This is a genomic window from Vibrio ichthyoenteri ATCC 700023, from assembly GCF_000222605.1.
GTDB lineage: Bacteria > Pseudomonadota > Gammaproteobacteria > Enterobacterales > Vibrionaceae > Vibrio > Vibrio ichthyoenteri.
In genome coordinates this window covers 21,038-29,721 of sequence record NZ_AFWF01000302.1, presented here as the reverse complement: position 1 = coordinate 29,721, position 8,684 = coordinate 21,038, and the positions used below count along the sequence as shown (strand labels likewise).

Genomic DNA, 8,684 nt, shown 5'->3' with positions numbered 1-8,684 from the left:
TATAGGTCAATTTATTTGGAGTGATTGGTCTGATCAATACAGCGCTTTGCGCACAATGATAACTATCGGTAAACTGCGCCGGTATTTTCCAATTTATGGTAGGTGTGGTGTGGCAATTCCAACGGCGGCGGATTCAATTATAGTGCTCGATTTCGAGACAACTGGGCTTTCGCCCCAACAGGGGGATCGAGCAATCGAAATTGGTGCGGTTAAATTGCATCAAGGTGAGGTTGTCGACCGCTTCCAAAGCTTGATGAATCCAGGCTTTCGAGTGAGCGGATTTATTGAAAGTTACACTGGAATTAGTAACAACATGCTCGCCAGCGCTCCTCCGTGTGCAGAGGTAATGACACAGTTCGCTGATTTCATTCAAGGCAGTAATTTGTTGGCGCACAATGCGTCGTTCGATCAGCGTTTTTTGGATGGTGAGCTTGAGCGAATTGAGCGTCAATATGCTGGTCATTTTGCCTGCTCTTTATTGGTTTCACGTCGGCTTCATCAAGAAACCGCTTCTCATAAGCTAGGTGATTTAGTTCGTTACCATAACATTGAAACTGATGGTGTTTTTCACCGAGCGCTCGCGGATGCAGAGATGACAGCTCATTTGTGGAACGTTCAACTCGCAACATTAAATGATAAGTACGGCATTCGTCAGCCAAGCTTTGAGCTTATGGCGAAAATAGCTAAAACGCCGAAAGCTTCGATTGATAATTTACTGCGCAAGATCGCTCGAGCGCAGTAAAGGTCGAACTTCCTCTACACAATCTTATTTTTCAAATTAGTTATTGGCATATGCTAATAACTGGCGATATAGTGTGCTTTTGTTCATATAGGGCAGGAGCCACTATGATCTATGCTATCCCTTGCGTTGATAATTGCGTTTCTAATCATTTCTCCCGTGCAAAGCAGATTGTTATTTTCAATCAGGCCACTCAACAGCACCAATTATTTACTTTGACAGATACCGGCACAAACTGCGGTAAGAAAAAGCAGTGGATGGCGCTGTTGCAAGCTGAACAAGTGGACGCGGTCGTTGTGCGTTCCATTGGCAAAAAAATGCTGAATGCGTTGTTTGAACGTAATCTGCGGGTTTTTTCTGCGCCAGCGAAAGCTGATATCTGCCAATTGGAATACGCGAGTTTACTGGCGGTGACGAGTTTGGATTATGGCAAAGAGCCTAAAAATTCGAGCGGTTGTTGCGAAGCGAAATCGACAAGATCTCAATGTTCAAAGACAACGAAACCGTCGTTGTTTTTAGCGTTACAACAAGGTTTTACTCGTATTAAGGGAATCCGAAAATGACCTTAATCTTGACCATTATTGGCTTTATTAGCGTGATCGTTTTGATGGCGATAGGGGTTATTTTTGCGCGAAAGCCTATCGCAGGTAGTTGCGGTGGGTTAGCCAATATTGACATAGAGCGTGAATGCAACTGTGAACAAGTGTGTGATGAGCACCAAAAGATGCTTTATCAAATTAGTGAACCGCGCGCTTAAGAGCCAATCGTGTCGTGGTTCATGACCAGCGCATGTCCATTGACTAAGCACAGCGCAACCTTATGGCGCGCCCGTTTAATAATATTGCCAAATGTCTGACGTGATACGTTCATTTGAGCCGCGGCATCGACCTGATTGAGATCTTCTTGGTCAGCTAAGCGTAATGCTTCTAATTCTTCTGGCAATAATTCAATGTGTTCGAGTTCTGTCATTGGAATCCCATTAGGTTTAAAGCAAGAGTAGGGCGCACGTGCACAGATTTTTCGTTCTATTTTTGGGCGAGCCATATCAAATTCCTATCGCGAAATACCATTGATCAAATAAGGAGGCGAGATGTTTGTCTCTAAACCACTCGCACATCAGCAATGTGTTGTCTGCGGCAGCGCCTTTTTTTCAGACCAATGTCTTGAATACCAAGCGTTAAGTGCCGACAGTGTACAGGCCACGATTGTAGCAACACAAAAGGTGCAGGGCTACGTCGGTGTCATGCAAGGAGGCTTGATCTCGGCTTTGCACGATAGCGCGATGCTCCATTGTTTGTTTCATCTAGGTGTGACGGCAATGACAGCCGCATTGACGGTGCGATTTCATCAACCTGTCCCTATCGGCCAATCCATTTGTATTACTGCGAGAGTGGTGAAAAAGCGACGACATATTTACTGGCTAGAAAGTAACGTTTGCTGCGATGGCGTCATTTGTTCTTCTGCATCTAGCCAGTTTATGCCGATGAATAGCAATGAAAATCGGTGACAAAAAGATCCCATCTCAAATGGTCAACCTTATTGCAGCACTGGTAAACTCTATACGCAAATAAGATGATAACTACAGCAAGGAGCTAACATGACCCAATCAACCTATTCAGTTGCCGGAATATATGTCGGTAAAGTGACTCAGTTTCATGGCATGCGCACAGCAATGAATAAAGGCGCCTGTGATGGTGAGTTGTTTCTTGCTAAGACCGGGCTTGATGGTGATGAGTGTGCGGATAGTAAGTTTCATGGTGGCGTGGAGCGAGCTTTACATCAATATCCCGCTGAGCACTACGATTACTGGGCTGCCCAGTATCGCAGTGAATCAGAGTGGTGTGCTCCGGGGATGGGAGAGAACATAAGTACCTTGGGCATGACTGAAGCGGATGTGTGTATTGGTGACCGCTATCAGTGGGGAGAGGCGATCATTGAAGTTAGCCAACCCCGATCGCCTTGCATGAAGCTGAGCCAACGTTGGGGGGTGGAAAACTTTTCGATTGATATGCAGCAGTTGAGCCGCTGTGGTTGGCTGTATCGTGTGGTGCAAACGGGTAAGGTTAGCGCAAAGCAGCCTTTGGTCTTGATTGAGCGAGTAGAAAATCCATTGTCGATCTTAGCGATATGTGAGCGATATTTTGCTGACCCGCTTAATGTTGCAGGGCTAGAGGAGCTGCTGGCGCAAGATCGCCTCTCGACCAGTTGGCGCAGCAATGTTGAAAAACGCCTTGCGACGGGAGAGGTTGAGAACTGGAATTTTCGTTTACTTGGCCACGCTTAGTCATCTATTTGTAACGAATAAGATATCGTTACAACGGCCTGAGAAAAATAATCAAAATTGATTGTTGACCCGTCTATAAGTTGAGGGTTGAAGATGATGCCTGAACCACAAAGAGGCAAGAATATGTTAACGGTAACTCAATTAGCGAGAGAGTGCGGCATATCTCGTACGGCGATTCTATATTACGAAAAGGAGCAGCTATTGGCGCCTGCTTATCGTTCTGAAAATGGCTATCGTTGGTATGGAGAGCACGAAATAGAGCGATTAAAAAACATCGCTTCTTATCGCTCTTACGGATTACCGTTGGCAAGCATTCGCACTTTGTTGGATCGGCAAGGGCAATCTCAAGCACAAATCTTGAAAGACCATTTTGAAGAATTAGAGCTTGAGATCCAAACATTACGCGCACAACAAAAGGCGATCGTGGTGTTACTTCAAGAACCCCATCTTTTAGAGGACAAAAGCGTGACGAAACAACGTTGGGTCGAAATTATGCAAGCGGCCGGTTTTACTGAAGCAGACATGGTGAAATGGCACCAAACGTTTGAAACAATGGAACCACAAGAACATCAGAAATTTTTGGAATCGTTAGGTATTGATGCCCAAGAGATCGAGAAAATTCGTAAAATCTAATGTTATCTAACGGTCGATTGAAAGCACTGCACGTCAACACGTGTGGTGCTTTTTTTGTACAAGTATAAGTAAGTATAAGTAGCGGTAAAAAAGAAGCCTCTCGGTAGAAAGGGGGGAATCTATCAAGAGGCAATGCTACAACTTAAGTTTAGTTTAGTAGATATTTAATCGGTGTCCCACTTTCTGGTCGGCTAGCGGCAAAAAATTCCGTTACGCTGGCTCAGTGCCTGCTCTGCGAGAGACTGTATTTTTCCACATCGCTCGTCTCTGGCAACCCAACCACATCGTCGATACGTTATTGGTCAAATGGGTTAAACTCTCGCCGTAGTGAATCGACATAACAAACACTCAGCGAGGCGTGATAGCTAGGCTGAGTATTTATTGCTTGAGGCTGGTTTTGCTTGGTTTCGCAGTGAGTTAAGACAATCTCTCTTGTAAGAACTCTTTCAGAGCCAATAAAGCGGGGGTCAGTTGTCGTTTATCTGTGACGACCAAATTGAGCGGGATATGATCACCTTGCCAATCCTCAAAGAGATGGACCAGTCGGCCGCTATCAATATCAGGTTGCGAATCGAGACGGGTTTTATAGCCAATCCCTTTACCTGCAACCATCCAGCGTCTAACCACATCGCCATCGTTAGAAAAGCGATTACCCGTCGCGATCACTTCGCACTTTTCACCTTGTTTACTGAAGCGCCATTTGGTGTGGTATTTCACTAAGGTAATAAAATTAATGCAGTTGTGGTTGGCAAGCTCTGATGGATGAGTGGGTTTGCCGTGTTTAGCGATGTAATCTGGAGATGCGCAGGCGACGCGGTCATTATTGGGGCTGATAGGGAGAGCGACCATACTTGAATCGGGTGGCATTCCGTAGCGAATAGACGCATCGAGCGGGCGTGTATAGAGATCCACCACAGTGTCGCATAGCTCTGTTGAAAGGATCAGCTTCGGGTGCATATCGATAAATTCATCCAACAGCGGCAGTAAGATGTTACGGCCCAAATCAGATGGCATTGCAAGGCGAAGGTGGCCGGTAATCTGGCTCGGGTCACGCTTAACGGATTCAACTCCTGATTCAATCGCATCCACTGCTTGTTGGCATTTTTCCAGCATCAGTTGACCTTCAGAAGTCAGACGAATACTGCGAGTAGAGCGAATGAAAAGCACGCAATTGAACTGATTTTCTAAACGTTTGATGGTGGCACTGACCGCCGCTGGCGTAAGGTTTAAAACATTGGCCGCTTGGGTAATGCTGCCTTGCTTCGCCGTTTCAATAAACACTGAAAAATCTTGCAGTACTTTCATCTGTGATCCTGAAATGAATAATTTAATCTGTGCTTGGTGCGAGGGTAAGCTCTGCATCCAATTGTGGTGCTAACTGTTGATAAATCGCCCGGGCAAAGTTGGCGTGTTGATCGGCAGGCCAATGAACACCTTCAATTGAACACACATTGACGACGTTACCCGCATTCAAATAGTCGCAATCTAGCTCACGCGCTTTGGCCTGAAAGTAATGATGAAATTGCATCGATTTAGCTTTCGCGCCAACAAAACCTTGCGCTGCAAAGCCAATCTCATCGATTGGCGTTGGACACACCAGTAACACGTTATTGGGCTGACCTTGATTTTGATGGGCAAAAAACTGTGCGTATTTGGCGAGTTCACCCGCACCAGAAGCGATGTCAGCAGGCGACAAAGATAAGTGGCTTTGCAGATCGTTTGTGCCCAGCATGATAATGACGATATCAGGTTGATGCTTCTCTAGGCAAGGTAGGAAGTAACCTAAGCCGGAATGAGGACTATGTATTGATTCATGAAAGCCGGTCGTGCGGCCTGGCAACCCTTCGTTAATCACTTGCCAGTTGGCGGGAAGCATTTGTTCAAGCAGTGTTGTCCAGCGAGCGCTATATTCGTAGCGCCCTCCGTGTAATGGAATGTAACCCCATGTGTTGGAGTCCCCAAAACAGAGTACAGACTTCAGACCTGATTTCATACTTAACCTAGAGAATGGATTAATACAGGTTGATTGTATTACAAGACTCTGGTTATGAGCGATGACGTTTTGCGATCAACGTAAATTTGTAATCACTTGATTTGAAATAGTTTCGACTGTATTCAAAAATTGTATCGTCGATTAAGTGGCTACGAGTCCGCTTTTCGATGATCGGCAGTGTAGGGTCAATGGCGAGCAGCTCTGCTATGTCTGCGGGTGGTAATACCGGGATGATTTCTTGTTCGCTGCGATCGATGATCAGACCTTTGTGCTTTTCGATAAAGTCATATTTCGAGCCTTGCATCACTTGATAGGTCAAATCTGGAAACATTTCAGTTGGCAGCCAAGTTTCTTCCACCGTAATTGGGTTGTCATCCACATAGCGCACACGTTTGACGTAAAAAACTCTATCACCTTCTGTGATGTCTAAGTGCTCGGCCATGGTCAATGATGCACTTTGGATCTCAAATGCTAGCACGTCGCTGCGAGTGACAGAGTCCAAATGTGACCACTTTTCGGCAAAGCTACTCTGTTGGTATATATCATAATTCACCTTGCTTTCGGTGACGTAGGTTCCACTGCCTTGTTTGCTTTCAAGTTCACCATTTTCCACCAGCAATTTGATCGCTTGGCGCACGGTGACTCGGCTAACTGAAAATTCCTCACGCAATTGCGCTTCCGTCGGCAGTGCTTCGCCCACTTTGTAGTCTCCGGAGCTAATCTTTGCTCGGATGGCATCGGCGATCTGACGGTACATCGGCAATCTGGTCATCAGGTTCTCTCATAATAAACAGGGTTAAATTCGCCAACGAGTCGCCTTCGATGACTGGCAACTCATACGCTATATTTATTCGTATGATACGAATTCGATTCAATATGACAAGCAGTTGTGTGGTCTATTTTTGAAATTAAATGATACAACAACAATACATTTATTGATTCAAATGAGATCTGTGTCGCGGATTATTTGTATTTAATAGGTATTATTTGTCTCATTGTTGTACTGACAATAACGAATAACGAATAACGAATAACGAATAATGGACAATGGGACAAACGTTATGAATCTTACCTCTCTAACCCACCCATCGCTGATTAATCTCCAAACGACATTTAATAGTCGTGACGAAGCGATTCGTGCTCTTGCCGAACAATTAGAACAACAAGGCAAATTGCATGATAAAGAACAATACCTACAAGCAGTATTTGCCCGTGAAGCGCAAGGTCCAACCGCTCTTGGCGAAGGCCTTGCAGTACCGCATGGCAAAACCGATGCGGTGAAAGAAGCCGCGTTTGCTGTGGCGACGCTCAAAGAAGAGATGAAATGGCAAGGCTTAGATGAAGAAGAAGATGTCAATCTGATCTTCTTGATTGCGATTCCAAATGCAGAAGCAGGCTCTACGCATATGCAGCTGCTGACGGAGCTGACCACCACGCTGGTGGATGATGATGTCCGTGAAGCGGTACTAAAAGCGACCACTGCCGATGAGCTGTTGGCGTTGTTTAACAAGCAAGATGAACCTGAAGATAAACAAGACAACTTAAATACAAATGCGCCAGCCGTTGTCTGTGTGACGGCGTGTCCAGCAGGTATTGCTCATACCTACATGGCTGCTGAATACTTAGAAAAAGCCGGTAAAAAGCTTGGCATTAACGTTCACGTTGAAAAGCAGGGCGCAAATGGTATTGAAGATCGCTTAACGGCTGAGCAACTGAATAAAGCAGATGCGTGTGTGTTTGCTGCTGAAGTTGCGATTAAAGAGCTTGAGCGTTTTAACGGTATTCCTCGCGTTGAAGTGCCGGTTGCTGAGCCAATTAAACACGCTGAGCGTATTTTGCAGCAAGCGCTGGAAGAGGCAAAAAATGGCTCTGGCGCAGATCGTGCTGTGGCAATCGATGCGCCAAAGAAACGCAACTCTTGGAGAACAGACGTTAAGCAAGCGCTACTGTCAGGTATTTCGTTTGCGGTTCCGTTGATCGTTGCGGGCGGCACCATGTTGGCGATTGCGGTTCTGCTGTCTCGTATCAACCCAGAAATGCTGGCGCTTTACAATGAAGCTGGCAGTTGGTTGAACATGTACCGCAAGCTTGGTGGTGGCCTGCTTGGCGTCATCATGGTGCCAGTGCTGGCGGCTTATACTGCGTACTCTTTGGCAGACAAACCGGCATTAGCGCCAGGTTTCGCCGCCGGTCTTGCTGCAAACTTGATTGGTGCCGGATTCCTCGGCGGCGTCGCAGGTGGTTTGCTTGCGGGTTACTTCATGCGCTGGGTGAAAGAAAACATTCGCGTTAGCCCATCATTTAACGGCTTCCTTACTTTCTACCTCTACCCAGTACTGGGCACGTTGGTGGTTGGTTCATTGATGCTATTTGTGATTGGTAAGCCTGTTGCATGGCTAAACCAAGGCCTGACGGATTTCCTTAATGGCTTATCAGGTACCAATGCGATCATTTTAGGTGCGGTCATCGGTCTGTTTGTTTCGGCTGACCTTGGCGGTCCAATCAACAAAGCGGCGTACTTGTTCTGTGTGGGTGCGATGGCGAACGGTAACTTTGTGCCATACGCAATCTTCGCATCAGTGAAAATGGTTTCAGCCTTTACTGTGACCTTATCAACCATGCTACGTCCTCGTTTGTTCAAAGATTTTGAAATCGAAACGGGCAAATCAACATGGCTACTTGGCCTTGCAGGCATCACTGAAGGTGCGATTCCAATGGCGATTGAAGATCCAGTACGAGTGATTGGTTCATTCCTAGTTGGTTCTGCAGTTTGTGGTGCCATCGTTGGCGCGGCTGGCATTGGCCTACAAGCACCAGGTGCTGGCATCGTGTCGCTATTCCTATTGGATTACAGTGCTGAAATGGGCGCATTCGGTGCAGGCGCAATCTGGCTTGGCGCAGCATTAGTCGGTACGGTGATTTCTACGGCAATGCTGATTGCATGGCGAGCTCACGCAATAAAAAAGGGTCAATTTGACGCTCAGGTTGCGACTTCAAACTAACGCTTAACAGCATAAGGGCACAGGTTAGCTGTG

General features: G+C 46.2%; 11 protein-coding genes. 7 read left to right on the top strand and 4 right to left on the bottom strand.

The features are described 5' to 3' along the window. The first annotated feature begins 115 nt into the window (after nt 1–115). From RH85_RS19810 to nqrM, 3 genes are all read left to right on the top strand, one after another. On the top strand, nt 116–742 hold the full coding sequence (locus RH85_RS19810; RefSeq protein ID WP_039949450.1) for a 3'-5' exonuclease: 627 nt from the start codon (nt 116–118) through the stop codon (nt 740–742). Nucleotides 743–846: 104 nt separating this feature from the next. Further along, on the top strand, nt 847–1,302 hold the full coding sequence (locus RH85_RS19805; RefSeq protein ID WP_006714515.1) for a NifB/NifX family molybdenum-iron cluster-binding protein: 456 nt from the start codon (nt 847–849) through the stop codon (nt 1,300–1,302). Further along, the gene (nqrM, locus tag RH85_RS19800; RefSeq protein ID WP_006714514.1) at nt 1,299–1,496 is read left to right on the top strand and encodes a (Na+)-NQR maturation NqrM; all 198 of its coding nucleotides are present in this window, start codon (nt 1,299–1,301) and stop codon (nt 1,494–1,496) included. The genes RH85_RS19805 and nqrM overlap by 4 nt, the downstream gene beginning before the upstream one ends. Here the strand turns inward: nqrM and RH85_RS19795 are convergent. Next, entirely contained in the window at nt 1,493–1,783 is a 291-nt protein-coding gene (locus RH85_RS19795) for a DUF134 domain-containing protein (protein ID WP_006714513.1), read from the bottom strand. The genes nqrM and RH85_RS19795 overlap by 4 nt on opposite strands. Nucleotides 1,784–1,829: 46 nt before the next feature. Between RH85_RS19795 and RH85_RS19790 the strand changes: the two genes are divergently transcribed. From RH85_RS19790 to RH85_RS19780, 3 genes are all read left to right on the top strand, one after another. Next, complete coding sequence (locus RH85_RS19790; protein ID WP_006714512.1) at nt 1,830–2,246, top strand: PaaI family thioesterase; 417 nt, start codon at nt 1,830–1,832, stop codon at nt 2,244–2,246. A gap of 90 nt (nt 2,247–2,336) precedes the next feature. Beyond that, the gene (locus RH85_RS19785) at nt 2,337–3,023 is read left to right on the top strand and encodes an MOSC domain-containing protein (RefSeq protein WP_006714511.1); all 687 of its coding nucleotides are present in this window, start codon (nt 2,337–2,339) and stop codon (nt 3,021–3,023) included. 123 nt (nt 3,024–3,146) lie between these two features. Beyond that, a complete protein-coding gene (locus tag RH85_RS19780) occupies nt 3,147–3,656 on the top strand; it encodes a MerR family transcriptional regulator (RefSeq protein WP_006714510.1) in 510 nt (169 codons plus the stop codon). Between the two features lie 417 nt (nt 3,657–4,073). On the opposite strand, the gene RH85_RS19775 is transcribed toward RH85_RS19780, so the two are convergent. The 3 genes from RH85_RS19775 to RH85_RS19765 are packed head-to-tail and all read right to left on the bottom strand — an operon-like array spanning nt 4,074 to nt 6,421. Then, a complete protein-coding gene (locus RH85_RS19775) occupies nt 4,074–4,961 on the bottom strand; it encodes a LysR family transcriptional regulator (protein ID WP_006714509.1) in 888 nt (295 codons plus the stop codon). Between the two features lie 22 nt (nt 4,962–4,983). Further along, nucleotides 4,984–5,649 (bottom strand): SGNH/GDSL hydrolase family protein, encoded by a 666-nt coding sequence (locus tag RH85_RS19770; RefSeq protein ID WP_006714508.1) that lies wholly within the window; start codon nt 5,647–5,649, stop codon nt 4,984–4,986. Nucleotides 5,650–5,701: 52 nt separating this feature from the next. Then, nucleotides 5,702–6,421, bottom strand: a complete 720-nt coding sequence (locus RH85_RS19765; RefSeq protein ID WP_006714507.1) for a GntR family transcriptional regulator — start codon at nt 6,419–6,421, stop codon at nt 5,702–5,704. 289 nt (nt 6,422–6,710) lie between these two features. On the opposite strand from RH85_RS19765, the gene mngA reads away from it, so the two are divergent. Beyond that, nucleotides 6,711–8,651: a PTS 2-O-a-mannosyl-D-glycerate transporter subunit IIABC gene (mngA, locus tag RH85_RS19760; protein WP_039949444.1), complete on the top strand. Its 1,941-nt coding sequence runs from the start codon at nt 6,711–6,713 to the stop codon at nt 8,649–8,651. The last annotated feature ends 33 nt before the right edge of the window (nt 8,652–8,684 follow it).